The 23,184-nt window shown below is 69.1% G+C and carries 25 protein-coding genes, 1 tRNA gene and 1 pseudogene; 15 read left to right on the forward strand and 12 right to left on the reverse strand.

What is annotated here, in order from left to right:
• Positions 1 to 7: 7 nt before the first annotated feature.
• The 5 genes from OXS49_RS04455 to OXS49_RS04475 form a co-directional block, all read right to left on the reverse strand.
• The gene (locus OXS49_RS04455; RefSeq protein WP_267422175.1) at positions 8 to 1,252 is read right to left on the reverse strand and encodes a cysteine desulfurase; all 1,245 of its coding nucleotides are present in this window, start codon (positions 1,250 to 1,252) and stop codon (positions 8 to 10) included.
• Positions 1,253 to 1,450: 198 nt separating this feature from the next.
• A complete protein-coding gene (locus OXS49_RS04460; RefSeq protein ID WP_267422178.1) occupies positions 1,451 to 2,773 on the reverse strand; it encodes a SufD family Fe-S cluster assembly protein in 1,323 nt (440 codons plus the stop codon).
• 3 nt (positions 2,774 to 2,776) lie between these two features.
• Positions 2,777 to 3,529 carry a Fe-S cluster assembly ATPase SufC gene (gene sufC, locus OXS49_RS04465; protein WP_243999293.1) on the reverse strand — a complete coding sequence of 251 codons (753 nt, stop codon included), beginning with the start codon at positions 3,527 to 3,529 and terminating at the stop codon, positions 2,777 to 2,779.
• Between the two features lie 226 nt (positions 3,530 to 3,755).
• Positions 3,756 to 5,225, reverse strand: a complete 1,470-nt coding sequence (gene sufB / locus OXS49_RS04470; RefSeq protein ID WP_243927075.1) for a Fe-S cluster assembly protein SufB — start codon at positions 5,223 to 5,225, stop codon at positions 3,756 to 3,758.
• A gap of 69 nt (positions 5,226 to 5,294) precedes the next feature.
• On the reverse strand, positions 5,295 to 6,464 hold the full coding sequence (locus OXS49_RS04475; protein ID WP_267422182.1) for a cysteine desulfurase family protein: 1,170 nt from the start codon (positions 6,462 to 6,464) through the stop codon (positions 5,295 to 5,297).
• Between the two features lie 272 nt (positions 6,465 to 6,736).
• Here OXS49_RS04475 and OXS49_RS04480 point away from each other — a divergent pair, with 272 nt between their 5' ends.
• From OXS49_RS04480 to OXS49_RS04490, 3 genes are all read left to right on the forward strand, one after another.
• Positions 6,737 to 7,393 carry an alpha/beta hydrolase gene (locus OXS49_RS04480; protein WP_243927070.1) on the forward strand — a complete coding sequence of 219 codons (657 nt, stop codon included), beginning with the start codon at positions 6,737 to 6,739 and terminating at the stop codon, positions 7,391 to 7,393.
• Positions 7,394 to 7,479: 86 nt separating this feature from the next.
• Entirely contained in the window at positions 7,480 to 7,866 is a 387-nt protein-coding gene (locus OXS49_RS04485; protein ID WP_243999298.1) for a response regulator, read from the forward strand.
• 58 nt (positions 7,867 to 7,924) lie between these two features.
• Positions 7,925 to 9,217, forward strand: a complete 1,293-nt coding sequence (locus tag OXS49_RS04490) for an aminotransferase class I/II-fold pyridoxal phosphate-dependent enzyme (RefSeq protein WP_267422186.1) — start codon at positions 7,925 to 7,927, stop codon at positions 9,215 to 9,217.
• Between the two features lie 245 nt (positions 9,218 to 9,462).
• Here the strand turns inward: OXS49_RS04490 and OXS49_RS04495 are convergent, their stop codons facing one another.
• The 3 genes from OXS49_RS04495 to OXS49_RS04505 all read right to left on the reverse strand — a co-directional run bounded on the left by OXS49_RS04495 (position 9,463) and on the right by OXS49_RS04505 (position 13,133).
• Complete coding sequence (locus tag OXS49_RS04495) at positions 9,463 to 10,632, reverse strand: acetyl-CoA acetyltransferase (protein ID WP_267422189.1); 1,170 nt, start codon at positions 10,630 to 10,632, stop codon at positions 9,463 to 9,465.
• A 76-nt stretch (positions 10,633 to 10,708) separates the two neighbouring features.
• Positions 10,709 to 12,427 carry an IlvD/Edd family dehydratase gene (locus OXS49_RS04500; protein WP_267422192.1) on the reverse strand — a complete coding sequence of 573 codons (1,719 nt, stop codon included), beginning with the start codon at positions 12,425 to 12,427 and terminating at the stop codon, positions 10,709 to 10,711.
• Positions 12,428 to 12,563: 136 nt separating this feature from the next.
• Positions 12,564 to 13,133 carry an NUDIX hydrolase gene (locus OXS49_RS04505; protein ID WP_267422195.1) on the reverse strand — a complete coding sequence of 190 codons (570 nt, stop codon included), beginning with the start codon at positions 13,131 to 13,133 and terminating at the stop codon, positions 12,564 to 12,566.
• A gap of 148 nt (positions 13,134 to 13,281) precedes the next feature.
• On the opposite strand from OXS49_RS04505, the gene OXS49_RS04510 reads away from it, so the two are divergent.
• The 8 genes and pseudogenes from OXS49_RS04510 to OXS49_RS04545 form a co-directional block, all read left to right on the forward strand.
• Complete coding sequence (locus OXS49_RS04510) at positions 13,282 to 13,773, forward strand: hypothetical protein (protein WP_267422198.1); 492 nt, start codon at positions 13,282 to 13,284, stop codon at positions 13,771 to 13,773.
• A complete protein-coding gene (locus tag OXS49_RS04515; RefSeq protein ID WP_243999310.1) occupies positions 13,770 to 14,021 on the forward strand; it encodes a monovalent cation/H+ antiporter complex subunit F in 252 nt (83 codons plus the stop codon). Before OXS49_RS04510 ends, OXS49_RS04515 begins: the two co-directional genes overlap by 4 nt.
• Positions 14,018 to 14,302 (forward strand): monovalent cation/H(+) antiporter subunit G, encoded by a 285-nt coding sequence (locus OXS49_RS04520; RefSeq protein WP_267422204.1) that lies wholly within the window; start codon positions 14,018 to 14,020, stop codon positions 14,300 to 14,302. Before OXS49_RS04515 ends, OXS49_RS04520 begins: the two co-directional genes overlap by 4 nt.
• Before the next feature lie 10 nt (positions 14,303 to 14,312).
• Positions 14,313 to 14,564 (forward strand): DUF4040 domain-containing protein, encoded by a 252-nt coding sequence (locus tag OXS49_RS04525; RefSeq protein ID WP_243999313.1) that lies wholly within the window; start codon positions 14,313 to 14,315, stop codon positions 14,562 to 14,564.
• Positions 14,561 to 15,337 (forward strand): MnhB domain-containing protein, encoded by a 777-nt coding sequence (locus tag OXS49_RS04530; RefSeq protein ID WP_243999316.1) that lies wholly within the window; start codon positions 14,561 to 14,563, stop codon positions 15,335 to 15,337. The genes OXS49_RS04525 and OXS49_RS04530 overlap by 4 nt, the downstream gene beginning before the upstream one ends.
• On the forward strand, positions 15,334 to 15,753 hold the full coding sequence (locus OXS49_RS04535) for a sodium:proton antiporter (protein ID WP_243999318.1): 420 nt from the start codon (positions 15,334 to 15,336) through the stop codon (positions 15,751 to 15,753). Before OXS49_RS04530 ends, OXS49_RS04535 begins: the two co-directional genes overlap by 4 nt.
• Positions 15,750 to 17,504, forward strand: coding sequence for a proton-conducting transporter membrane subunit (locus OXS49_RS04540; protein ID WP_267422208.1), 1,755 nt, complete (start codon positions 15,750 to 15,752; stop codon positions 17,502 to 17,504). The genes OXS49_RS04535 and OXS49_RS04540 overlap by 4 nt, the downstream gene beginning before the upstream one ends.
• Positions 17,505 to 17,711: 207 nt before the next feature.
• Positions 17,712 to 17,942, forward strand: a pseudogene (locus OXS49_RS04545) (IS5/IS1182 family transposase); the annotation flags it as partial.
• A gap of 43 nt (positions 17,943 to 17,985) precedes the next feature.
• Here the strand turns inward: OXS49_RS04545 and OXS49_RS04550 are convergent.
• The 3 genes from OXS49_RS04550 to OXS49_RS04560 all read right to left on the reverse strand — a co-directional run bounded on the left by OXS49_RS04550 (position 17,986) and on the right by OXS49_RS04560 (position 19,942).
• Positions 17,986 to 18,061: transfer RNA gene (locus OXS49_RS04550), tRNA-Thr, on the reverse strand.
• Positions 18,062 to 18,171: 110 nt separating this feature from the next.
• The gene (gene aroB, locus OXS49_RS04555; protein WP_243999321.1) at positions 18,172 to 19,317 is read right to left on the reverse strand and encodes a 3-dehydroquinate synthase; all 1,146 of its coding nucleotides are present in this window, start codon (positions 19,315 to 19,317) and stop codon (positions 18,172 to 18,174) included.
• 13 nt (positions 19,318 to 19,330) lie between these two features.
• Positions 19,331 to 19,942: a shikimate kinase gene (locus OXS49_RS04560; RefSeq protein WP_243999396.1), complete on the reverse strand. Its 612-nt coding sequence runs from the start codon at positions 19,940 to 19,942 to the stop codon at positions 19,331 to 19,333.
• A 270-nt stretch (positions 19,943 to 20,212) separates the two neighbouring features.
• Between OXS49_RS04560 and OXS49_RS04565 the strand changes: the two genes are divergently transcribed.
• From OXS49_RS04565 to OXS49_RS04575, 3 genes are all read left to right on the forward strand, one after another.
• Positions 20,213 to 20,365, forward strand: coding sequence for a histidine kinase (locus tag OXS49_RS04565; protein WP_267422282.1), 153 nt, complete (start codon positions 20,213 to 20,215; stop codon positions 20,363 to 20,365).
• Complete coding sequence (locus tag OXS49_RS04570; protein WP_267422212.1) at positions 20,362 to 21,303, forward strand: site-specific tyrosine recombinase XerD; 942 nt, start codon at positions 20,362 to 20,364, stop codon at positions 21,301 to 21,303. Before OXS49_RS04565 ends, OXS49_RS04570 begins: the two co-directional genes overlap by 4 nt.
• A 211-nt stretch (positions 21,304 to 21,514) precedes the next feature.
• Positions 21,515 to 22,033 (forward strand): MarR family transcriptional regulator, encoded by a 519-nt coding sequence (locus OXS49_RS04575; protein WP_243999325.1) that lies wholly within the window; start codon positions 21,515 to 21,517, stop codon positions 22,031 to 22,033.
• Positions 22,034 to 22,203: 170 nt separating this feature from the next.
• On the opposite strand, the gene OXS49_RS04580 is transcribed toward OXS49_RS04575, so the two are convergent.
• On the reverse strand, positions 22,204 to 22,569 hold the full coding sequence (locus OXS49_RS04580) for a cytochrome c family protein (protein WP_243999327.1): 366 nt from the start codon (positions 22,567 to 22,569) through the stop codon (positions 22,204 to 22,206).
• Positions 22,570 to 22,747: 178 nt separating this feature from the next.
• On the opposite strand from OXS49_RS04580, the gene OXS49_RS04585 reads away from it, so the two are divergent.
• Positions 22,748 to 23,095, forward strand: a complete 348-nt coding sequence (locus OXS49_RS04585; RefSeq protein ID WP_267422216.1) for a hypothetical protein — start codon at positions 22,748 to 22,750, stop codon at positions 23,093 to 23,095.
• The last annotated feature ends 89 nt before the right edge of the window (positions 23,096 to 23,184 follow it).

The following is a 23,184-nucleotide window of genomic DNA, read 5'->3' on the forward strand; positions in this document are numbered from 1 at the left end:
CCGTATATCAGGTGAACAGCATTTCTGCCTTGGCGAGCGCCTCGGCAAGGGCATCGATCTCGGCCGTCGTGTTGTAGAGGCCGAACGAGGCGCGGCAGGTCGAGGTGACGCCGAAGCGGTTGAGCAGCGGCATGGCGCAATGGGTCCCGGCCCGCACCGCCACGCCCTGGCGGTCGATCACCGTGGCGATGTCGTGGGCGTGGGCCCCCTTCATCTCGAAGGCGATGACGCCGCCCTTGCCCGGAGCCGTGCCGATCAGGCGCAGGGAATTCATCGCGCCGAGCCGCTCCTGCGCGTAGGCCGTCAGCTTCGCCTCGTGCGCGGCGATGGCATCGCGCCCGAGCGACATCATGTATTCGAGCGCTGCCCCGAGACCCACCGCCTCGATGATCGCCGGGGTGCCGGCCTCGAACTTGTGCGGCGGATCGTTGTAGGTGATGGCGTCCTCACCGACCGTGCGGATCATCTCGCCACCGCCCTGGTAGGGCGGCAGGCGATCCAGCCATTCCTTCTTGCCGTAGAGCACGCCGATCCCAGTCGGGCCGTAGACCTTGTGGCCGGTGAAGACGAAGAAGTCGCAGTCGAGCGCCTGCACGTCGACCGGCTGATGCACCGCGCTCTGCGCCCCGTCGAGCAGCACCGGCACGCCGTGGGCGTGGGCGATGCGCACGATCTCGGCGGCGGGCGTCACCGTGCCGAGCACGTTCGACATGTGGGTGATTGCCACCATCTTGGTGCGCGGCGAGAATAGTTTTTCGAATTCCTCGACGAGGAAGTTGCCCGCGTCGTCGACCGGCGCCCACTTGATCACGGCGCCGCGACGCTCGCGCAGGAAGTGCCAGGGCACGATGTTGGAGTGGTGCTCCATGATCGAGAGGATGATCTCGTCCCCCTCCCCGATCAGGCCACCCCAGCCCATCGACGAGGCCACCAAGTTGTAGGCCTCGGTGGCGTTGCGGGTGAAGATGATCTCGTCGGTCGAGGCGGCGTTGAGGAACTGGCGCGTGGTCTCGCGGGCGCCCTCGAACCCCTCGGTCGCGGCGTTGGCCATGTAGTGCAGGCCACGATGGACGTTGGCGTAGCCGGTCTCCATGCAGGAGACCATCGCGTCGATCACCTGCCGCGGTTTCTGAGCCGACGCGGCGTTGTCGAGATAGACCAGCTTTTTGCCGTAGACCTGCTGCGCCAGGATCGGGAAATCCGTGCGGATCGCCTCGACGTCGTAGGTGGGGGTGAGGACGGGTGCGTTCATCGGGTCACGCTCGCGGATCTCCCTCCCCCCGCTGCGGGGGAGGGTGGCCCCCGAAGGGGGTCGGGAGAGGGGAGCCCGGCCGCTGGAAAGGACTGAGCGGGTGTCGAGAACAAAGCCTTGTTCTCCACCGTCGCTCCCCTCTCCCGCCTCACTCCGTTCGGCACCCTCCCCCGCAGAGGGGGGAGGGTTGAGTCGGTGTCAGCCCCGCGCCTTCAGCCAGGCTTCGATCTCGCCGATCAGCGCCGCGCGGGCGCCCTCGTGCGTGACCGCCTCCACCGCCTCGCCCACGAAGGCCTGAACCAGCAGGCTCTCGGCGATCGGGCGCGGCAGGCCGCGGGCCATCAGGTAGAACAGCAGTTCCGGATCCGGCGCGCCGCAGGTGGCCCCATGGCCGCAGGCGACGTCGTCGGCGAAGATTTCCAGTTCCGGCTTGTTCATCATCTGCCCCTCGTCGGTGAGGAGGAGGCAGTCGGACTTCATCTTGCCGTCGGTCTTCTGGGCGGCCTGACGGACGATGATCTTGCCCTGGAACACGCCGGTGGCGTCGCCGTCGATGATCCACTTGAACTGCTCGCGGCCGACGCCGCCCACGGCGGCGTGGTCGGCGAGCAGCGTCGAGTCGGCGAGCTGGCCGTTGCGCAGCATGGCGGCGCCATTGACCACGACGTTGGTGTCGTCGCCCGCGACATGCACGTAGATCTGGTGGCGCGACAGAACCGCCCCGGTGACGAGGTTCACGGTCTCGACCTGACCCTCGGCCTCGACCTTCAGCGACAGGGTCGAGAGCGCAATGGTCGCGTCGCCTTCGATGTTCAGGCGGGTGTGCCGGAAGGCGGCCCTGGGGCCGACCACCACGTCGAGGGCGTCGTTGGGCTGGCAGGTGAGGCCGTTTGGTCCCTCGTGGCTCTCCAGCAGGCTGAATTCCGCGCCCTCGCCGATCTGGACGAGCACGCGGGTCGCCGTCGAGAACGGCGTGCTGCCGGTGCCGACGAAGCGCAGGTGGATCGGCTGCGCCGGCTTGGCGCCGGGAGCGACGCGGATCACGGCGCCGTCCGCCAGGAAGGCGGTGTTGAGCTGATAGATCGGGTTCTCCCGTGCCTGGGGCACGGGGGCGAGCTGGGTCAAGGCGTCCTCGCCCTGGCTCAGCGCGTCGTTCAGCGGCAAGACCGTGACGCCGGCCGGGATCCGATCGAGATCGGACAGCGCGCGGACGAGATGGCCGTTCACGAAGGTCAAGCGCGCGGCCTCGATCCCGGCAAAGCCCTTCGCCTTGGCGACCGCCACCTTGGAGGCCTCGAGGCTCGGCGCCTCGGCCGGCGGCGCGGCCTCGCTGATGGCAGCCCGCAGGTCGGTGTACTTGAACGCCTCGACCCGGCGGCTCGGCAGACCGGTCGCCTCGAAGAAGCGGAACGCCTCCTCGCGGGCGATGGTCGCGTCGCTGGCGAAGCTCTGGCGGGCCGTCTCGAACAGCTTCGACAGGCCGGCCTCGGCGGGCGAGCGGAGGTTGGTGACGTCGGCCATGGCTCAGGCCGCCTCGTTGGTGCGGTACTCGGCGTAGCCCGAAGCTTCGAGCTCCAGGGCCAACTCCTTGCCGCCGGTCTTCACGATCTGGCCCTTCGACATGACGTGCACGGTATCGGGCACAATATGGTTGAGCAGCCGCTGATAGTGGGTGATCACCAGGAACGCGCGGCCCTGGTCGCGCAAGGCATTCACGCCCTCGGAGACGATGCGCAGGGCGTCGATGTCGAGGCCGGAATCGGTCTCGTCGAGCACGCAGAACTTCGGCTGCAGCAGCGCCATCTGCAGGATCTCCATGCGCTTCTTCTCGCCGCCGGAGAAGCCGACGTTGAGGGCGCGCTTGAGCATCTCCTTGTTGATCTCGAGCTTGTCGGCCGCGCCGTTCACCGCCCGGATGAAGTCGGGCGTCGACAGCTCGGCCTCGCCGCGCGCCTTGCGCTGGGCGTTGAGGCAGGCCTTCAGGAACGTCATCGTGCCGACGCCGGGGATCTCCAGCGGATACTGAAAGGCCAGGAAGATACCAGCCGCGGCGCGCTCGTCGGCGGCCATCTCCAGCACGTTCTGCCCGTCCAGCAGGATCTCGCCGTCGAGGACCTCGTAGTCCTCCTTGCCGGCGATGACGTACGAGAGGGTCGACTTGCCCGAGCCGTTCGGACCCATGATGGCGGCGACCTCGCCGTCGTTCACGGTCAGGTTCAGGCCGTTCAGGATGCGGTTGTCCTCGATCTGCACGACGAGGTTCTTGATTTCCAGCATTGGTCGGTAGTCCTGTTCGGATTCACGGATTGTCCCTTGCCCCCAAGGCCTCGCCGCTCACGCATCCTGGCGTGACGAAGTGCAAGGCGCGCTCTCCTCCCCCTTGTGGGGAGGAGCCGGAGGTGGGGGTGGAGCAGAAGGCAACGCCGCGTTTCATCCGGCACCACCCTCACCCCTGCCCCTCCCCACAAGGGGGAGGGAGGATGCACACACACGTTGAGGGCGCTCAGCCCACCGAGCCTTCCAGGCTGATCGAGATCAGCTTCTGCGCCTCGACGGCGAACTCCATCGGCAGTTGCTGCAGCACGTCCCGGACGAAGCCGTTGACGATCAGCGCGGTCGCCTCCTCCTCGGAGAGGCCGCGCTGCTGGCAGTAGAACTTCTGATCCTCGGAGATCTTCGAGGTGGTGGCCTCGTGCTCGAACACCGCCGAGGCGTTCTTCGACTCGATGTACGGCACGGTGTGCGCACCGCACTGGTCGCCGATCAGCAGGGAGTCGCAGTTCGTGAAGTTCCGGGCGTTCGAAGCCTTGCGGTGGGCCGAGACCAGACCGCGATAGGTGTTCTGCGAGCGGCCCGCCGAGATGCCCTTCGAGATGATCCTGCTGGTCGTGTTCTTGCCGAGATGGATCATCTTGGTGCCGGAATCGACCTGCTGCATGCCGTTCGACACCGCGATCGAGTAGAACTCGCCGCGGGATTCGTCGCCGCGCAGGATGCAGGACGGGTACTTCCACGTGATCGCCGAGCCGGTCTCGACCTGCGTCCACGAGATCTTCGAGCGGGCGCCGCGGCAATCGCCGCGCTTGGTCACGAAGTTGTAGATCCCGCCCTTGCCGTCGTTGTCACCCGGGTACCAGTTCTGCACGGTCGAGTACTTGATCTCGGCATCGTCCAGGGCGACCAGCTCGACCACCGCGGCGTGGAGCTGGTTGTCGTCGCGCTTCGGGGCGGTGCAGCCCTCCAGATACGAGACGTAGGAGCCCTTGTCGGCGATGATCAGCGTGCGCTCGAACTGGCCGGTGTCGCGCTCGTTGATGCGGAAATAGGTCGACAGCTCCATCGGGCAGCGGACGCCCGGCGGGATGTAGACGAACGACCCGTCCGAGAAGACGGCCGAGTTGAGCGTCGCGAAGAAGTTGTCGGTCGCCGGCACGACCGAGCCGAGATACTTCTTCACCAGCTCCGGGTATTCCTGCACGGCCTCGGAGATCGGCATGAAGATCACGCCGGCCTTCGAGAGCTCCTTCTTGAAGGTGGTGGCCACCGAGACCGAATCGAACACGGCATCGACCGCGACGCGGCGCTCCGGCGCGATGCCCTCCAGCACCTCGACCTCACGCAGGGGGATGCCGAGCTTCTCGTAGGTCTTCAGGATCTCCGGGTCGATCTCGTCGAGCGACATCGCGGCCGGGCGCTTGGGCGCCGCGTAATAGTAGATGTCGTTGTAGTTGACTTTGTCGTAGGAAACCCGGGCCCATTCCGGCTCCTGCATGGTCAGCCAGCGCCGATAGGCGTCGAGGCGCCATTCCAGCAGCCATGCCGGCTCGTTCTTCTTGGCCGAGATGAAGCGCACCACATCCTCGGAGATGCCCTTCTCGGACTTCTCCATCTCGATGGTGGTCTCGAACCCGTACTTGTACTGGTCGAGGTCGATCGAGCGGACCCGGTCAATGGTTTCCTGCACGGCAGGCATAGGCGTCTCCTAGGCATCTCCGGCGTCAAGGGCCGGGAAGCATCTGGCGGAAAGCGGGGGGGACGGCGCTCAGGCCGCCTGTCCTCGCCGTTTATATAGGGTCTGCACGACCCGTTCGAAGGCGTCGAGGAAGCATGCCGCATCCGCGTCCACCGTGTTCCAGCCGAGGCTGACGCGCAGCGCCCCCCCGGCGAGATCCGCATCCACGCCCATCGCGGCGAGCGTCGCCGAGCGCGCGACCTTACCCGACGAGCAGGCCGAGCCCGACGACACCGCCACGCCGGCGAGATCGAGGGCGATCACGGACGCGGGCGCGTCGAGGCCCGGGACCGAGAAATTCAGGGTGTTGGGCAGGCGCGGGGCTCCGGCCGCGAAGATGACGGCATCGGGCGCCAGAGCCCGCACCCCGGCTTCGATCCGATCGCGCAGGTCGGTGAGCCGCGCGCTCTCTACATCGAGCGCCGCGCGGGCGGCCCGGGCTGCCTCGCCCATGCCGACGATGGCCGGCAGGCATTCGGTGCCGCAGCGCTGCCGACGCTCCTGTCCGCCGCCGCGCAGGAAGGCGCTCTCGAGGCTGACGCCTTCGGCCAGCACCAGCGCGCCGACACCCTTCGGCGCCGCGAATTTATGGCCCGACAGGGTCAGGGCGTCGAGGCCGAGGGCCGCCATGTCGAGGGGGACCTTGCCGACCGCCTGCACGGCGTCGCTGTGAACCAGCGTTCGGCCATGCCCCCGCGCCAGGGCCACGACCTCGGCGAGCGGCTGCACGGCGCCGGTCTCGTTGTTCGCCGCGTGGACCGAGAGCAGCACGGTCTCGTCCGCCAGCGCGGCGAGGCGACTCTCCAGGGCGGCGAGGTCGATGATGCCCTCCCGGGTCACCGGCAGCCGCTCCACCGCGGCCTCCGGGAACCGGTGGCCTGCGGCGACGCAGGGATGCTCGGTCGCCGTGTGCAACAGCCGCGTCGGCGCCGGCAGGCCGCGGCCGCGCAGATCGCCCGACAGGACCGCGTTCGCCGCCTCGGTCCCGCCGCTGGTGAACACGACCTGTTCGGGCCGGGCACCGACCAGAGCCGCGACGGCCGCACGGGCGGCCTCAAGAGCGGCCCGTGCGGCGCGCCCCTCGGCGTGGATCGAGGATGGATTACCCGGGAGCATCAGCGCGCGCGCCACCGCATCCGCGACGGTCGGGCGGACCGGAGCAGTGGCGTTGTAATCAAGATAGGCGCGTGCCCGGCTCATCGGTGTCCCGTGCGATCCCCGTCTGCCACGCGTCACAATTCCTTGCCTTCCGACCGGTCCGACGTGCTAAGGGCCGCCGATGGATCGAGGCCCGCCGACCGGCAGGTTCGGCTCAGGCAGCCCGTGCGACACATCGAGCGGCTTCTTTAGAACAATTCTAATCGACTAGAACTGTTCTAAGAGTGCTTTTATGGTGCTCCCGCATCGAGTCAAGGCTGCTTGAGCTTGGCGCCGCGCGCGCGGCGGGCGAATGCGAGAGTGAGTAGCGGACCATGCCCGAAGTCATCTTCACCGGCCCCGCCGGTCGCCTGGAAGGCCGTTATCAGGCCCCCAAGAAGCGCGGCGCGCCGATCGCCATCATCCTGCACCCGCACCCGCAATTCGGGGGCACGATGAACAATCAGATTGTGTACAACCTTTTCTACACCTTCGCCAACCGCGGCTTCGCAGCCCTGCGTTTCAATTTCCGTGGGGTCGGTCGCAGCCAGGGCGCGTTCGATCACGGCTCGGGCGAATTGTCCGATGCCGCTGCGGCTCTCGATTGGGTGCAGTCGGTCAATCCGGAGGCGAAGTCCTGCTGGATCGCGGGCGTGTCGTTCGGCTCATGGATCGGCATGCAGTTGCTGATGCGCCGCCCCGAGATCGAGGGCTTCATCTCGATCGCCGCGATGGCGAATCGCTACGACTTCACCTTCCTGGCGCCCTGCCCGTCCTCCGGGCTCTTCGTGCACGGCTCGGAGGACCGGGTCGCGCCGGCCCGCGAGGTCATGCCGGTGATCGAGAAGGTGAAGGTGCAGAAGGGCGTCATCATCGAGCATCAAGTGGTCGACGGCGCCAACCACTTTTTCGACGGCAAGGTCGATGAACTGACCCAGACGGTGGACACCTACCTCGACAAGCGTCTCGGCAAGCGCGAGGAGGCCGCCTGACGCTGCGCCAACCCTGCGCCTTGACGGGGAGCGCCCCGGGGGAATACGGCGCGGGCATCGGAATCCACCACAGCTCCGCAGGTCTGATGTCAGAAAGCCCGTGCGACCAACCCGTGGTGCTCCTGGTCGAGGATGATGGTCTCCTGCTGATGGAGGCCGCAGATACCCTGGCGGATGCGGGCTTCACGGTCCTGGAGGCGAGCCACGCCGACAAGGCGCTGAAGGTGCTGGAGAACCGCGACGATGTCGGCGTCCTGATGACGGATGTCGACATGCCGCAGGGCTCGATGGACGGCTTCGCCCTCGCCCGGCTGGTGGCGCATCGCTGGCCGTCGATCCCCGTGCTGGTCGTGTCCGGCATGGGCACGCCCGGCCCGAACGACATGCCGGAGGGCGCCCGGTTCATCCCGAAGCCCTACGAGCCGATCACGCTGGTCCGGACGCTGCGCGCCTTCATCCAGCGCGCGGCTTGACGCACCGGTCCGCCCGGGCTCACCGCGACTCCGGGCCCCGAACCGCCGACCGAGAGCCATGACGGACACCACGCGACAGCACCGTTTCGCCACGCGGGCCATCCATGCGGGCGCCGCGCCGGACCCCGCCACGGGTGCGCGGGTCCAGCCGATCTACTTTACGAACGGCTTCGTGTTCGACTCGACCGAGCAGGCGGCCGATATCTTCGCGGGCCGCCGCACCGGGTTCTCCTATTCACGCGGTTCGAACCCGACGGTGGCCGCGTTGGAGCGCCGCATCGCCGATCTGGAGGGCGCCAAGGCCGGGGTGGCGGTGTCCTCCGGACAATCCGCCATGCAGCTGGTCCTGATGACGCTGATGAGGAGCGGTGACGCCTATGTCGCGTCCCCGCGTCTGTTCGGCGGCTCGCTCGGCCTGATGCGGCGCCTCGACGGGCGCTACGACCTGAAGCCCCGCTTCGCCCGCGGCATGGACCCGGAGGATTTCGAGGCGGCGATCACACCGGACTGCCGGGCGATCTTCTGCGAATCGATCGTGAACCCGTGCGGTTCGGTGATGGACCTCGACGGGATCGCCGCGGTGGCCCGCCGCCACGGCCTGCCGCTCGTGGTAGACAACACCCTTGCCTCGCCGGCCCTGATCCGACCGATCGAGCACGGCGCCGACATCGTCTGGCACTCCACCTCGAAGTTCCTGAGCGGATCCGGCCAGACCATCGGCGGCATGATCTGCGATGCCGGCACGTTCGATTGGACCAAGGCCGGCGGCTACAACCTGATCACCGAGCCCTGGCCGGATTACGACGACCTCGTGCTGACCGAGGCCTTTCCGGCGACGCCCTTCGCGGCGGCGTGCCGGTTCTTCGGCCTGCGCGATCTGGGGCCCGGCCTGTCGCCGATGAACGCGTTCCTGACGCTGATGGGCATCGAGACTCTGCCGCTGCGCATGGAGCGGCACTGCGCCAACGCGCGGGCGGTGGCGGCCTTCCTGAAGGATCATCCGGCCGTGGACTGGGTGAGCTACCCGATGTTGCCCGGTCAGCCCGGGGAGGCGCTGGCGCGCCGCTACACGCCGGACGGGCCGGGCTCGATCTTCACCGTCGCGCTCAAGGGCGGCGAGCCCTCGGCTCTCGAACTCATCGCCGGGCTGGAGCTGATCTCGCACCTCGTGAACATCGGCGAGATCAAATCGCTGGCGATCCACCCCGCCTCGACCACGCACCGGCAATTGCCGGAGCACGAGAAGGCCGCCGCGCAGGTCGGGCCCGAGACCGTGCGGCTGTCGATCGGGCTGGAGAACGCGGCGGATCTGATCGCGGATCTTCAGCAGGCGCTGGATAAGCTAGGCTGAGCAGGGTTTAGCAGCGGTCAAACTGCCGAAAGGGCGCGCGGAGTTTCTCCCTCCCCCGCGGGGGCCTGCGGGTTCACGCGTTCGGTCTGACAACACCAGTTCAGGCTCGAGCGCGGGTCCCCGCTCCCGTGCGGGAGAAGGGGCCTGTCGAGCTTCGCCGCCAACGCCGATGTCCGCGCTGGGTATGTGTGAAAGACGTCGTCCGCAGAGGGGAGAGGAAGGGCGGCGGAGCCGTCGCCTCTGGCTCAGCGCCGCCGTTCCAGGATCGACACGTAATTCGCCACCGCCGCGCCACCCATGTTGAAGATCCCGGCGAGTTCGGCCCCGGACACCTGCATCTCCCCCGCTTCGCCCATGAGCTGAAGGCAGGCCATCACGTGCATCGAGACGCCGGTGGCGCCCACCGGGTGGCCCTTGGCCTTGAGCCCGCCGGACGGGTTGATCGGCAGCCGGCCGCCCTTCTCGGCCAGCCCCTCGCGCACCACGCGGAAACCCTCGCCCGGGGCGGCGAGGACCATGGCCTCATACTCTATCAGTTCAGCGATAGTGAAGCAATCGTGGGTCTCCACGAAGGACAGGTCGTCGTTGCCGATGCCGGCCTGCGCCCGCGCCTTGTCCCAGGCCATCCGCGCGCCCTTGAACTCCGTCGGGTCGCGGCGGGAGAGCGGCAGGATGTCGTTGACATGGGCCCGGGCGCGGAAGCCGATCGCCCGCTCCAGCCCCTCGGCGGTCTCGGCATCGGCCACCACCAGGGCCGCCGCCCCATCGGAGATCAGCGAGCAGTCGGTGCGCCGCAGGGGTGCGGCCACGTAGGGGTTCTTGTCCGAGACGCGGTTGCAGAACGCGAAGCCGAGATCCTTGCGCAGCTGCGCGTAGGGGTTGGCGACGCCGTTGCGATGGTTCTTGGCGGCGATCCGGGCCAGCTCTTCGCTGCGGTCGCCGTAGCGTTGGAAGTACCCCGCCGCGATCCGCCCGAACACGCCCGCGAAGCCGCCCTCGATCTCGGCCTCCTCCTTGCGATAGGAGGCGCCCAGCAGGATGTCGCCGGTTTCGGCCACGGACTTGGCGGTCATCTTCTCGGCGCCGATCACCAGGGCGATCCGGCCCCGGCCGCTATCCACGAAATCGAGGGCCGCGTAGAGCGCCGCCGAGCCGGTGGCGCAGGCATTCTCCAGATGGGTCGCCGGCGCGTGGGCGAGGCCCGGCCGGTTCACGGCGACGAGCGAGCCCTCGAAGCCCTGCTTCGAGAAGCCGGTGTTCATCGAGCCGACGTAGATGCCGTCGACCTGCGATTCCTCCACGCCGGCATGGGCCAGCGCCTCGCCGGAGACCCGGGCGATCAGCCCCTCGACATCCGGCTCCTCCAGCTTGCCGAACGGGGTGTGGGCCCAGCCCACGATGCAGGCGCGCGTCATCCGGTGACCTCCCGACTCTTGGCCCGACTCTTGGCCCGACGATGGGCCCGGCGCGGCCGGCGATCAAGCCGGCCGCTCAGCCGTCGCGCCCCTCCCCCATCAGGAAGTCGAAGTCGCAGCCCTCCGGCGCCTGCGTGACGGTGCGGCGGTAGAGCGCCTTGTAGCCCCGGGTCGGGGCCGGCGGCGGCCGATGATCGGCGAGGCGCCGGGCGATCTCTTCGGGCTCGACCAGCAGGTCGATCCGCTTGTCCCGGATCGACAGCTTGATCCGGTCCCCGTCGCGCACCGCGGCCAGCGGACCCCCGACGGCCGATTCGGGCGCGATGTGCAGCACGATCGACCCGAACGCCGTGCCCGACATCCGCGCATCGGAGATGCGCACCATGTCCTTCACCCCCGCCCGGGCGAGTTTTTTCGGGATCGGCAGGTATCCGGCCTCCGGCATCCCGGCCGCGTGCGGACCGGCATTCTGGAGGACCAGCACGTCGCCGGGGTTCACGTCGAGGTTGGGATCGTCGATCCGCCGGCTCAGGTCCTCCAGGCCGGTGAACACCACCGCCCGGCCCTCGGATTCGAACAGCTCCGGCGTCGCGGCTGCGCGCTTGAAGATCGCCCCCTCGGGGGCGAGGTTGCCGGTCAGCGCCACCAGCCCGCCGACCGGCGAGACGGGATTGTCGAACGCGCGGATCACCGCGCGGTCGACCCAGCCGGCGGGCTCGTCGAGCCGCTCGGTCAGCGTGCGGCCCTCGACGTCCACGGTGTCGAGGTGGAGGAGCGGGCGCAATTCGCGCAGCAGCGCGCCCATGCCGCCGGCCGCGTGGAAATCCTCCATGTAGCCCTCGCCCACGGGCTTGAGGTCGACCAGCACGGGGGTCTCGTCGGAGATCTGGTTGAAGCGCTCATACGGAACGCGGATGCCGAGCCGCCCGGCGATGGCCGTGAGGTGGACGATGGCGTTGGTCGAGCCCGAGACCGCCATCAGGACCCGAATCGCGTTCTCGACGGACTGGCGGGTGATGACCTGAGACGGCGCGATTTTCGACTGGATCAACCGCACGGCGGCGCGGCCGGTCTCCTCGGCGGCGACCAGCCGGTCGGAATGCACCGCCGGGATCGCGGCCGTGCCCGGCAGCGACATGCCGAGCGCTTCCGCGATGCACGCCATGGTCGAGGCCGTGCCCATCACCGCGCAGGTGCCGGCGGTGACCGAGAGCCGACCCTCGACCTCGGCGATTTCCTCGGCGTCGACGGTGCCGGCCCGGTACTTGGCCCAGAACCCCCGGCAATCCGTGCAGGCGCCGAGGCGCTGGCCCCTGTGGCGGCCGGTCGACATCGGGCCGGTGACAAGCTGGATCGCCGGCAGCCCCGCCGAGGCCGCGCCCATGAGCTGGGCCGGTACGGTCTTGTCGCAGCCGCCGATCAGCACGACCGCATCCATCGGCTGGGCCTGGATCATCTCCTCCGTGTCCATGGCCATCAGGTTGCGGTACATCATGCTGGTCGGGTTGAGGAAAACCTCGCCGAGCGACACGGTCGGGAACGGCCGCGGCAGGGCGCCGGCCGCCAGCACGCCACGGGAGACCGCCTCCACCAGCTCGTCCATGCCCCGGTGGCAGTTGTTGAAGCCGGAGGGCGTCATGGCGATGCCGATCACCGGCTTGTTCAGGAGCTTGATCGAGAGGCCCATCGAGCGGGCGAAGGAGCGGCGCAGGTAGCGGGCGAAGTCGCGGTCGCCGTAATTGGTCAGGCCGCGGTCGAGCCCGTGCGGCTCGTCATGTCCGGCGTCATCGCTCATGGCGTCGATCCCTGAGAAGCAAGTGCGACGGAAGTCAGCGCAGGTGGAAGTCAGCGCAGGTGGAAGGCGATCCACGCGACCCCGGCGAGCACGACGGCTGTCAGCAACCACCGCGCGTATACGCGATACCGTATTCTCATGCCGGAAAAAGCTCCGGATGCCGGAGGCGCAGCGCCAGCACGAGGGTCAGTGTCTTGAGGTCGGTGAGTTCGGCCCGGTCGGCCATGGCGGCCAGCTCCGCGAGCGGCACCTCGATGATCCGGATGTTCTCGTGCTCGCCATCGGCCCCGCCGCCCGCTTCGGCCCGGTCTCCGCGGCCGTAGGCGGCGAGGTAGAGGTGGATCTTCTCGGTGGTCAAACTCGCGCAGGAATAGGCGGCGCCGATGAAGTCCAGGCCATGCAGGCGCAGGCCGACCTCTTCGAGGACTTCCCGGCGGGCATTCTCCTCCGGGCCGCCGTCGTCGATCAGGCCGGCCGGCGCTTCGAGCTGCATCTGCTCGCCGGCGGCGAACAGGGCCGGCACCCGCAACTCGCGCACCAGCGTGGCGACCCGCCGCTCGGGATCGAAGGGCAGGATCCCGACCGAGTGCCCGTGATCCTCGATCGCCCGCTCCGCGACGGATCCATCGTGGAGGCGCACCTGCGCGAGTCCGAACCGGTTCCAGCCTTCGTGGAGGAAGCGGATCGACAGGATCTCGGCCTTCATGATGCGCCCTCGCCCGCCGAACCGTCCGACGCCGCGCCATGCTTACACGAAGGCGTGTCCTCGGGTTCCGGGAACGCCCGTGTCCCGAACCCGTTTGGATCGGTCAGGCGTATGGCCACGCTTTCACGACGGCTTCCGGTCAGGATCGATGCGGCTAGGACCGATCAGCGGGTTCAAGGAGCGGACGACGCGCGATGCCGTCGCGATCTGGCTGCTGCTCGCCCTCGCCTACTTGGTCTTCGCCGGTTCGGTGAGCGTGACCGAAAGCATCGCCATGGTCGGATGCGCGACCCTCGGCACGGCCTGGTGGTGGGTCGTAGGGCGGCGCGGCGGCATGCGTTTCCGGTTCGACCGGGTCGCGCTCCGGCCGCTCGGGCCGGCAATCCTGGGCATGGCCCGGAAGACGGGGCGGGTTGGACTTCAGCTGGCGCGGGTCGTGTTCGGGCGCGCCGGGGGTGGCGTGACACGCGAGCAGAGCGCCGCCACGATCGCCTGGGCACGGCCTGACGGAGAAACGGCATCGGCGACCCGCGCGGTGGGGCTGCTCGCCGCCTCGCTCGCCCCGGACAGCTACGTGGTCAGCCTCGACCGTGCGCACGGGACGGTGACGACGCACGCCCTGGCGGGTGAGGCGCCATGAATATCTGGACGGCGGCCATCCTGGCGCTGCTGCCGCCGCTTGCCCTCGCGGCCGCCCTGGCGTGGCGCGGAACGCCGGGCCAGCGGTTCGCCGCCTACCAGCTCGCCGGCAGCGTCACGGTCGTGATCCTGACGCTGATGGCCTTCGCCACCGATCAGGCCTCGATCACCGATCTCGCCCTCACTCTGGTCCTGCTCAACCTGCCCGGCACGATGCTGCTCGCGGTCTTCCTGGAGCGCTGGATATGAGCGTCGCGATCGGGATCCTGCTCGCCCTCGCGGTGGCGGTGACGTGGCTCGCCGCCTTCGCCCTGTGGCGCTTGCCCCGGGCGCTCGACCGGCTGCACGCCCTCGCCTTCCTCAACGTCGCCGCCTCCGGCCTTGTCACCGTGGCGGCCTTCCTGGCCGACGGAATCTCGGGGCGCTCGCTCAAGATCCTGGTGATGATGGGGGTGTTTCTAGTGTGGGCCGCGGTGCTGTCGCACGTCTCCGGCCGGGCCGTACTGATGCGCGAGGGGCGCTCGGCATGAGGTCGGCCCGATGAGCGTCATCCTGCCGCTCCTGTTCCTGCTCACCGCGATCTCCGGCAGTGCCGTGGTGCTGGTGCGCGATCCCGTCCGGCAGGTCTTCGCCATCGCGATCAACGGGCTCGTTTTGACGATCCTGTTCGACGCCCTCCAGGCCCCGGATGTCGCCCTGTCGGAGCTGGCGGTGGGGTCCGCCGCGGTGCCGCTCCTCTTCCTCGTGGCTCTGATGGCGGTGCGCACGCAGCCGCCCGGAGCGGAATCGTGAGCCCGCGCATCCGCGTCGCGCTGCTCGCCCTGTCGGGCCTGATCCTGCTGCCCTGCGCCGCTTCGGTGATCGCGGGGCTGCCGGCCTTCGGATCCAAGATCGCGCTGTACGGCGCGCGCATCAACGCGATCACCCCGGAGGCGCGGCACGTCGCCAACATGGTGAGCGCGATCAATTTCGACCTGCGCGGTCTCGACACCCTGGGCGAGGAATTCATGCTGCTCGCCGCCATCACCGGTACGGTGGTGCTGCTGCGCGGCCACCGCGGCGAGGGTCTTACCGGACGCGCGATGCGCCGGCCCGGCCGCGCCGTGATCCCGCGCTCGGAGGCGACGGTGCTCGCCTGCCGGATCGCCGGGCCGCTCACCTGCCTGTTCGGCCTCTACGTGGTGCTGCACGCGACCGTCACCCCCGGCGGCGGTTTCCAGGGCGGCGTGATCCTCGCCTCGGGGACCCTGCTGATCTACCTCGGCGAGGGCTATTCCGGTTGGCGCGACGCCATCCACAGCCACTGGCTCGACGCGCTTGAGGGCGGGGGCGCGCTCGTGTTCGCTTTGTGCGGGCTCGTGCCGATGCTGACCGGCGCCGCCTTCATGCAGAACATCCTGCCGCTCGGCACGCTGCGCGACCTGTTCTCCGGCGGCCTGATGCTGGTTGAGAACCTCGGCGTCGCGATGGCGGTGACGGGCGGGTTCACGCAGCTCTTCCTTGAATTCATGGAGGAGACCCGCCAGGCCGAGGAACCCGACGAACCCGGGGAGGAATCCGCGTGAGTGCGGCCACCAATGTCTTGCCTTACGCGGTCGCCGCGTGGCTGTTCGGCATCGGCCTCTACGGCATCGCCACGAGCCGCAACTTCATCCACCTCGTCGGCTGCCTCGGGGTCTGCCAGTCGGCGACCTACGTGCTGCTGCTGGGGCTCGGCTATCGCTGGGGCAGCATCGCGCCGATTTTCTATGATCACCCGCCGGGTACGCCCGCGGTCGATCCCGTGATGCAGGCGCTGGTGCTCACCGACATCGTGGTCGGCGCGACCCTGACCGCCCTGCTCCTCGTCCTGACGGTCCAGGCCTACAAGCGCGGCGGCAGCCTGAACCCGGAAAAGCTCCGGCCGATGCGGGCCGGCGGCAAGTCCGGCCAGAGCCAGGGGTCGAGCCAAGTCTCCGACGGTGGGCGCCAAGCCTCGTGACGCTCGCTCCCGCCGCCCTTCTGCCGCTTCCGGTCGCGACCCCGCTCGTGGTCTGCGCGACTCTGCTGGCGACCGCGCACCTGCTGCCGGGCCGCATCCCCGATATCCTGGCGCTGCTCGCAGCCCTCGCCGTCGCGGTGCTCTCCGCCGTGATCGCCGTCCACGCGGCCGACGGCCCCCTCGTCTACTGGTTCGGCGGGTGGGAGCCGCGCGACGGCGTCCATCTCGGGATCGGCTTCTCGGTCGATGCCGCGAGCGGCTGGATCGCGGCCTTCATCGGGCTGCTCTACGCCCTGACCTTCGTGTTCGCCTGGGGCTTCTTCGACCGCACCCACGGGCACTTCCACATCCTGATGCTGCTGTTCCTGGCCGCCATGGTCGGGTTCTGCTTCACCCGGGACATGTTCAACCTGTTCGTGTGGTTCGAGGTGATGAGCGTCGCGGCCTTCGCGCTCACGGCCTATCACCTCGCGGAATCATCGCTCGCGGGGGCCATCAACTTCACGGTGGTCAACAGCCTCGCGGGCTTCCTGATGCTCGGCGGCATCGGGTTGATCTACGCGCAGACCGGCACGCTCGATTTCGACGGCATGGCCGCGGCCATCGCCCAGACTGGGCGCAGCCCCGTGGTGGCGGGGGCCTTCTGCCTCGTGGCGGCGGCCCTGATGATCAAGGGATCGATCGTGCCGTTCCAGTTCTGGCTCGCCGACGCCCACGCGGTGGCGCCGAGCCCGGTCTCGGTGATCTTCTCCGGCTCGATGGTCTCGCTCGGGCTGTTCGGCCTCGCGAAGGTGAGCGCCGTCGTGTTCGGGGGCTCCGATCAGGTCCAGGGCGCCCTGCCGGTGCTGCTGATCGGGCTGGGCAGCGTCACGGCCCTGCTCGGCGGCTGGATGGCCCTGCTGCAGCGCCACCTCAAGCGGATGCTGGCCTTCTCGACAATTTCGCATGCCGGGATCATGCTGACCGGCCTCGGCGCCCTCTCGGCCGGCGGCACCGGCGGGATGCTGGTCTACGTGGTCGGCCATGGGCTGGTGAAGGGCGCCCTGTTCATGATCGCCGGCATTCTGCTCGCCACGCAGGCGAGCATCGACGAGATCGCCCTGCGCGGCCTCGGCCGCGGGATCTGGCCGGCCGGGATCGCCATGGGGCTGGCCGGCCTCCTGCTCTGCGGCCTGCCGATCGGAATCCTCGACCAGGGCACCCGCCTCGTCCAGGGGGGGCTGTCGCAGCAGGGCCACGGGATCGCGCTCGCCGCCACCGCGATCGGCGCCGCGCTGACCGGGGCGGCGGTGCTGCGGGCGGCGGGTCGCATCTTCCTCGGGCTCGGGCCCGATCCCGGGGACGAGGCCGGCGCGCCGAGTGCGGATGAGCGCGAAAAGGCCAACCGGCCGCTCTGGCTGATGCTGGCCCCGTGCTGCGCGCTGCTGGCGGTCGACGTTGCGCTCCCGGCGGGCCCGATCGCGCATGCCCTACCCCGGGCCGTCTCGGCCTTCATGCGCCGGCCGGAAGCCGGAATGCTGGCCGAGGGGCCGGGCTGGCTCCCGTGGGTCTCGGTGGCGGTGGCCCTTCTGGGGGCCGGCTACGGGCTGTTCCGAAAGCGGTTGCCGGCCTTTGTGGTCCGGCCGGTGAGCGCCTCGCAGTCGGCGCCGACGCGCGCGCTGGAGATCCTGCACAGCGGGTTGATCGGCGATTACGCGGTCTGGCTCGCCGTCGGTGTGGCGGTGATTGCGGCCGTGCTGGCGATGGTGTGAGCAGCCTGGTCCTCGCCAGTCCGGCCTTCATCGGTACCGACGATCCGCCATGCTGTGATCGCGCCGTCTCGAGCGGCAGGGCCGGTTCGATTGAGGGCAATGCTTCAGCCCCCATGGGTGCGAAAGGGAGCGAGGCATGGCCTGCGCTTCGCGTGTGTGATCGACGGCCACCGCTGGCGCGACGGCCCGGCGGAGGATGGGTCGCGCACCACCGTCTCCAACCGGTTCGCCAGATGGTCTCACCTCGGCTTCTGGGCGGCGCTGCTGGCCGCCTTGGCCGAAGCCGGATCGGCGGGCGATGCGGCAGCCATCGACGTCAAAGCGCCTCGCGCGGCGGATGACGGAAACGTGGGGCGAAAGCGCAGGCCATCGGCCCCCTTAATCCTGCCTCGTCGAAGGACGCGCGTCGGCCAGACGACCGAGATGCACGCCCTCACCACGGAGGGGCGGCGAATCCGGGCGGATGAGAACGGGAAAGATGTGGTGCCGCAAGAGGGATTCGAACCCCCGACCCCCTCATTACGAATGAGGTGCTCTACCAGCTGAGCTATTGCGGCCCAGGCCCCGACGGAGGCCGGGCCCGGCGCGCGAACGACCGCGTCGGACGTGGCAGGCTCATAGCGGCCCGCCCTGCTTTAGGCAAGGCCGGAGCCGCGCCGGATCGCGATCACGCGTCGGCCGCGGCGGCGAGTTCGTCGCGCAGGAAGGCCGTCACCGCGGCGCGATCCACGCCCGGCGCGATGAAGCTGTGGCCGATCCCGCGGGCCAGGATGAAGGTCAGTGCGCCGTCCCGCACCTTCTTGTCCTGCGCCATCGCGTCCACGATCGCCTCGGCGTCGCCGCACCCGCCCGGGACTGCCTGGAGGCGGGTCGGCAAGCCGGCGAGCGCCAGATGGTTGGCGACGCGGCCGGCCTCTTGGCCGGCGCACAGGCCGAGCCGGGCCGAGAAGCGGAACGCCAGCGCGAGACCGATCGCGACGCCCTCGCCGTGGACCAGTCGCGCCGAATCGTAGCCGGTCAGGCGTTCCAGGGCGTGCCCGAAGGTGTGGCCGAGATTGAGCAGGGCGCGCTCGCCATCCTCCCGCTCGTCGCGGGTCACGACCGCCGCCTTGGAGCGGCAGCAGGCCGCCACCGCCGCCTCGCGCTCCGGTCCACCGGAGAAGATGCCCCGCCAGTTGGCCTCGCACCAATCGAAGAAGCCGGAATCGGCGATCAGCCCGTACTTGGCGACCTCGGCGTAGCCGGCGCGCATCTCGCGCTCCGACAGGGTGTCGAGGGCCGCGGTATCGGCCAGCACGAGACGGGGCTGATGGAAGGCGCCGATCAGGTTCTTGCCGAGCGGCGCGTTGATGCCGGTCTTGCCGCCGACCGAGGAATCGACCTGCGCCAGCAGACTGGTGGGCACCTGCACGAAGCGCACGCCCCGCCGCAGGGTCGCGGCGGCGAACCCCGCGAGGTCGCCGACCACGCCGCCGCCGAGCGCCACCACGAGGTCCCCGCGCTCCACTTTGAGGCCGAGCAGCCCGTCGCAGACCGCAGCGTAGCCCGCGTAGGATTTCGAGCTCTCGCCGGGCGCCACCGTCACCACGCCCGCCTGCAGGCCGGCCCGTTCCAGGCTCTCCCGCAGGCGGCCGGCATAGAGCGCCCCGACGGTCTCGTCCGTCACGATCGCGGCCCGGCGGCCGCCGAGTGCGGCCACCGCGTCGCCCGCCGTATCGATCAGGCCGCGCCCGATCCGGATGTCGTAGGCACGCCCGCCGTCGAGGGGGACGTGGACGGTCAGCGGTTCGGGGCGGGGCGTGGGCTCGGTCACGGTCAACGAATTCCTACTGCGCGGCGAGCGAGATCGAACGCTCGCCGCTGAGATGCGCGTCCAGCGCCTCCAGCACGTCCTGCACGACCCGGTCGTGCGAGACCTCCCGCGAGATCACCATCACGTCGGCCGCGGCGTAGACCGGGTGGCGGATCGCCATCAGCTCGCGCATCGTCGCCTCGGGGTCCTCGGTCTGGAGGAGCGGCCGGTTGCCCCGCTTGCGCACCCGCCGCATCAGGACGTCGAGGTCGGCCTTGAGCCAGACCGAGATCGCGGATTCCGTGATCCGCAGGCGGGTGGCCTCACGCAGATAGGCGCCGCCGCCGGTGGCCAGCACCAGGGGGCCGGCCCGCAACAGGCGCGAGATCACGCGCTCCTCGCCGTCGCGAAAGCTCGGCTCGCCGTAGATGGCGAAGATGTCGGGGATGGTCAGGCCGGCCGCCGCCTCGATCTCGATGTCGGCGTCCTTGAAGATCAGACCCAGGCGGCTCGCGAGGCGCCGTCCGACCGTGCTCTTTCCGGCTCCCATCAACCCCACGAGCACGATCGAGCGCAGGCCGAGCGCGCGGCGCAGCCGCGCCTCGATCGGTTCGCCACCCTCCGCCTCGCCCACCGACTCCTGCATCGCCCCGTGTACCGCCGCTTCCACTATCCGTCGCACCGCATCGATCCGGCGCCCTCTCGGCCGCACCGGGCGCACGGCGCCGGGCGATCCCCCATCCTGCGGCAGGCTCTTAGCGCGATTCAAGCGGCCAGCGAAACGCATCGCTGTGTCGTTGTGGGCCTTGTCAGCGCCTTGTTCGCATGGTCGAAACCGGGCACCCGCGTCGGTTGGGAAAAGCCGCCGCCCGCTTTCCCCCCGCCGACCGTATCGTCTGCCCGAGGTTCGACCGACGTGCCGACCCTGTTCCGTTTCTTCGCCACCCTTGCGATCCTGGCGGGTCTCGTCTACGCGGCGATGTTCGCGCTCGCGACCTTGATTCAGCCGACGCCGCGGGAGATGAGCGTGGCCATCCCCGCCTCGAAGCTGCAGCCCGGCAACCGTTGAGCGCGACGGAGGACGGCGGCAGCGGCGGGGCGTCCAGCACCGAGGTCGCCGATTATCTCGACATGCTGGCCGCCGAGCGCGGCGCCAGCGCCAATACCCTGGCCGCCTATCGGCGCGACCTGGATGATTATTTCGCCTACCTCGTCCGTTCCGGGATCGCCCGCGATGCCGTGAAGGCCGGCACGCTGCGCGCCTTCCTGGCTGATCTGGAGACGCGCGGTCTCAAGGCCTCGTCGGCGGCGCGGCGCCTGTCGTGCGTGCGCGGTTTCCACAAGTTTCTGTACGCCGAGGGCCTCGCCGAGGTCGATCCGAGCGTCGCGGTCTCGGGACCGCGCCAGGGCCGGACGCTGCCCAAGATCCTGTCGGTGGCCGAGGTCGATCGTCTCCTGGCCGTCGCGCAGGCGGCTGCCGGCGCCGAACAGGCGCCCGGCCGGGCCCGGCGGGCGCTCCGGATGATGTGCCTGCTCGAACTCCTCTACGCCACGGGTCTGCGCGTGTCCGAACTCGTTTCCCTGCCCAGGGCCGCGGGGGCGAGCCGCGAGCGATACCTGATCATCAAAGGCAAGGGCGGCCGTGAGCGCCTCGTGCCGCTCACCGATGCGGCCCGCGCCGCCATGGCGGCGCATCTTTCGGCGGTGCCGGAGGAAAGCCCATGGCTCTTCCCCGCCGACAGCGACAGCGGCCATCTGACTCGGCAGGCCTTCGCCCGCGACCTGAAGGCCGCAGCTTTGGAGGCCGGTTTGCGGCCGGACCGCGTGAGCCCGCACGTGCTGCGCCACGCCTTCGCCAGTCATCTGCTGCAGAACGGGGCCGATCTGCGCATCGTCCAGGAATTGCTCGGGCACGCCGATATCTCGACGACCCAGATCTACACCCACGTGCTCGATGAGCGCCTGAAGGCGATGGTACGGGATCTGCACCCGTTGATGGATGGCTGACGGCCTGTGCCGGAATGGCCGGTCACAACGGCATTTGCGGGAGGCCCAGACGGCCATGGGGGCGTTTCAGCGGAGGCATCGATGTCCTGACGCAATGACGCGGCGCGTGCCCTAACGCTTGCGACGATTGTTCTTGTATGCCGAACTGCCTAAATGTGACGGATCGCCATACCGGTACGCGAGCCAGACTTTACCAGAGAGAGATCAATCCATGCCAGGCCCGACTGCTCTGCAGAGCGGCGCTGTGCCGAACCAGTCGGATCATGCAACCGTCGACCCGTCGGCGCAGCAGGAGCGGCAGAGGCTCGACAACCAGCTGTGCTTCGCGGTCTACGCCGCCGCACACGCCTTCGGCCGCGCCTATCGCAACCTTCTCGGCCGCTACGAGCTGACTTATCCACAATATCTCGTGCTGTTGGTGTTGTGGGAACAGGACGGTCTGTCGGTCAAGGAGATCGGCAACCGCCTCTTCCTCGATTCCGGCACGCTGACCCCGTTGCTGAAGCGCCTCGAAGCGTCGGGCCGCGTGCGTCGGGCCCGGGACCGGGTCGATGAGCGGCAGGTCAGCATTTTCCTGACTCCGGCCGGTGCCAAGCTGCGCGACGTCCTCGCCTGCATTCCCGACGATGCCGGCGGCTTGACCGGTCTCGACACCGAGGGCCGGAAGACCTTGCTTCACGATCTTGTGACGCTGCGGATGGGCCTCCAGGCCGGCGTCATCGGTGATTAGAGCGCTCTCCGGCGCGCGCGACACCGGTTCGGCTCGACAGAGCATGTCACAGCCAGAGTGCAGAGCCGCGCATGATGGCGGCGCGATCGTTGACGGCTCTTAGCAGGCACGGAACGGGTTGGGGGCGGCCCTTCGGCCACCCCCGGGGTCACGGTCCGTGCGGACTGAACTTAAGACTGCGTCTTCAGGTAGGCGATCACGTCGCTGATCTTCTTGTCGTCCGGATAGCCCTGGAAGATCATCTTGGTGCCCGGCACCTTCGCCTTCGGGTTCTTCAGCCATTCATGCAGATTGGCCTCGTCCCAGGTGATGCCCGAATTCTTCAGGGCCGCCGAGTAGTTGTAGCCTTCGTAGGTGCCCGCCTTGCGGCCCACGACGCCCTTCAGGTCAGGGCCGACGCCGTTCTTCTGAAAGTTGTGGCAGGCCTTGCAGGGGGCGAACGCCTTCTCGCCGGCAGCCGCGTCTCCGGCCTCCTGGGCCTGAACCGAGAGCGGAACCAGAACGGCAAGGACGGCGCCGAGAACGAGTGAACGCATGGATTTCCTCCTATTGGCCGCCGTCGCGGCAGCACTGTGGGCAGAATGCTCCTGCCTGGAATAGGTCTAATTGAAGTCACAGCCAAGGCGCAACGGTCCAGCCTGGCCCGACCGCCCGACCGCCCGACCGCGACGGCGACCTGCGTAAGCCTCAACGGATCGTCGCGATCTCGGCTCGGTGCGGCACATCGAAGCCACGCCGCGCGCCGGCCCGGCGGCTGAGGCCGAGGCACCGTACGAAGGCCTCGTCGATCACGGGCCCGCTTGTCGCGTCGGTCGCCGGTCCTGTAAGCCTCACGATGCCGTGCAGACCGACGAACGCCCGCTCCCGATAAGCCTGACGCGCCTGCTCACCGCGACCCCGTCCGCGCGTCTGCCGCCCATGGAGCACGGGATGCCCGCGCAGGATGGCGCGTCCGCCCATGCCGCACTGGAATCCGCTCTGTTGCGGGGCTTCGTGTACGGCGTATCGGGCTTGGTCTGGTTCGTCGTGATGCTGCTGATCGTCCGCCATATCGGGGGTTAGGGTGGGGCTCCCCGGAGCCCTGTGGAAAGCCACGATCTACGCACGCGTCGTCCTGATCCACCAAGACTTGCCCGTTCAAATCCGCTATC

This window comes from Methylobacterium sp. GC_Met_2 (assembly GCF_026540795.1).
Lineage (GTDB): Bacteria > Pseudomonadota > Alphaproteobacteria > Rhizobiales > Beijerinckiaceae > Methylobacterium.

Excerpts from the sequence above, each read along its gene's own strand:
- OXS49_RS04520 (WP_267422204.1), top strand. The coding sequence starts at position 14,018 with ATGAGCGTCGCGATCGGGATCCTGCTCGCCCTCGCGGTGGCGGTGACG.
- sufB (WP_243927075.1), bottom strand. The coding sequence starts at position 5,225 with ATGCCTGCCGTGCAGGAAACCATTGACCGGGTCCGCTCGATCGACCTC.
- OXS49_RS04485 (WP_243999298.1), top strand. The coding sequence starts at position 7,480 with ATGTCAGAAAGCCCGTGCGACCAACCCGTGGTGCTCCTGGTCGAGGAT.
- OXS49_RS04510 (WP_267422198.1), top strand. The coding sequence starts at position 13,282 with ATGCGGCTAGGACCGATCAGCGGGTTCAAGGAGCGGACGACGCGCGAT.
- sufC (WP_243999293.1), bottom strand. The coding sequence starts at position 3,529 with ATGCTGGAAATCAAGAACCTCGTCGTGCAGATCGAGGACAACCGCATC.
- OXS49_RS04525 (WP_243999313.1), top strand. The coding sequence starts at position 14,313 with ATGAGCGTCATCCTGCCGCTCCTGTTCCTGCTCACCGCGATCTCCGGC.
- OXS49_RS04580 (WP_243999327.1), bottom strand. The coding sequence starts at position 22,569 with ATGCGTTCACTCGTTCTCGGCGCCGTCCTTGCCGTTCTGGTTCCGCTC.
- OXS49_RS04455 (WP_267422175.1), bottom strand. The coding sequence starts at position 1,252 with ATGAACGCACCCGTCCTCACCCCCACCTACGACGTCGAGGCGATCCGC.
- OXS49_RS04560 (WP_243999396.1), bottom strand. The coding sequence starts at position 19,942 with ATGCAGGAGTCGGTGGGCGAGGCGGAGGGTGGCGAACCGATCGAGGCG.
- OXS49_RS04575 (WP_243999325.1), top strand. The coding sequence starts at position 21,515 with ATGCCAGGCCCGACTGCTCTGCAGAGCGGCGCTGTGCCGAACCAGTCG.
- OXS49_RS04475 (WP_267422182.1), bottom strand. The coding sequence starts at position 6,464 with ATGAGCCGGGCACGCGCCTATCTTGATTACAACGCCACTGCTCCGGTC.
- OXS49_RS04495 (WP_267422189.1), bottom strand. The coding sequence starts at position 10,632 with ATGACGCGCGCCTGCATCGTGGGCTGGGCCCACACCCCGTTCGGCAAG.
- OXS49_RS04500 (WP_267422192.1), bottom strand. The coding sequence starts at position 12,427 with ATGAGCGATGACGCCGGACATGACGAGCCGCACGGGCTCGACCGCGGC.
- OXS49_RS04505 (WP_267422195.1), bottom strand. The coding sequence starts at position 13,133 with ATGAAGGCCGAGATCCTGTCGATCCGCTTCCTCCACGAAGGCTGGAAC.
- OXS49_RS04460 (WP_267422178.1), bottom strand. The coding sequence starts at position 2,773 with ATGGCCGACGTCACCAACCTCCGCTCGCCCGCCGAGGCCGGCCTGTCG.
- OXS49_RS04480 (WP_243927070.1), top strand. The coding sequence starts at position 6,737 with ATGCCCGAAGTCATCTTCACCGGCCCCGCCGGTCGCCTGGAAGGCCGT.
- OXS49_RS04515 (WP_243999310.1), top strand. The coding sequence starts at position 13,770 with ATGAATATCTGGACGGCGGCCATCCTGGCGCTGCTGCCGCCGCTTGCC.
- OXS49_RS04490 (WP_267422186.1), top strand. The coding sequence starts at position 7,925 with ATGACGGACACCACGCGACAGCACCGTTTCGCCACGCGGGCCATCCAT.